The organism is Vibrio sp. OPT46 (assembly GCF_015163535.1).
Classification (GTDB): domain Bacteria; phylum Pseudomonadota; class Gammaproteobacteria; order Enterobacterales; family Vibrionaceae; genus Vibrio; species Vibrio alginolyticus.
In genome coordinates this window covers 1-371 of sequence record NZ_JADDYG010000114.1, presented here as the reverse complement: position 1 = coordinate 371, position 371 = coordinate 1, and the positions used below count along the sequence as shown (strand labels likewise).

The 371-nt window shown below is 36.4% G+C and carries 1 pseudogene; it reads left to right on the top strand.

Features of this window, described 5'->3' with window-relative positions:
- Positions 1-144, top strand: a pseudogene (locus IQR33_RS05165) (LysR family transcriptional regulator); the annotation flags it as partial.
- Positions 145-371 lie beyond the last annotated feature (227 nt).

Genomic DNA, 371 nt, shown 5'->3' with positions numbered 1-371 from the left:
CTTGTGGCATTAAATGTACCTGAGTTAAAAATGGAAAGGACGCTTTCATTTATATGGCGTTCAGATATGGCAGAAAACCCATTAGTCGACTGCATTAAAAGAGAGGGACTGCGAATGATGAAAGGGAAGCCTTCAGTTCTTTAAAGGTTGATTAAATATGCCTACGAGATGAGTTGGTTTATTCCCTAAATCTGTTGATTTATCGGTTGCGTCAAACTTTTAATGTAAATTGTGAAAATAATAATATCTTATTGTGATCAATATCACCGATAGGCTGAGCTGATGTATCTAACATGTGTCCTTGATTTCAATGTATGAAGGCAGTTATTGAACCATATAGGTACGATAATAGCCGAGTAGGTATGACTACC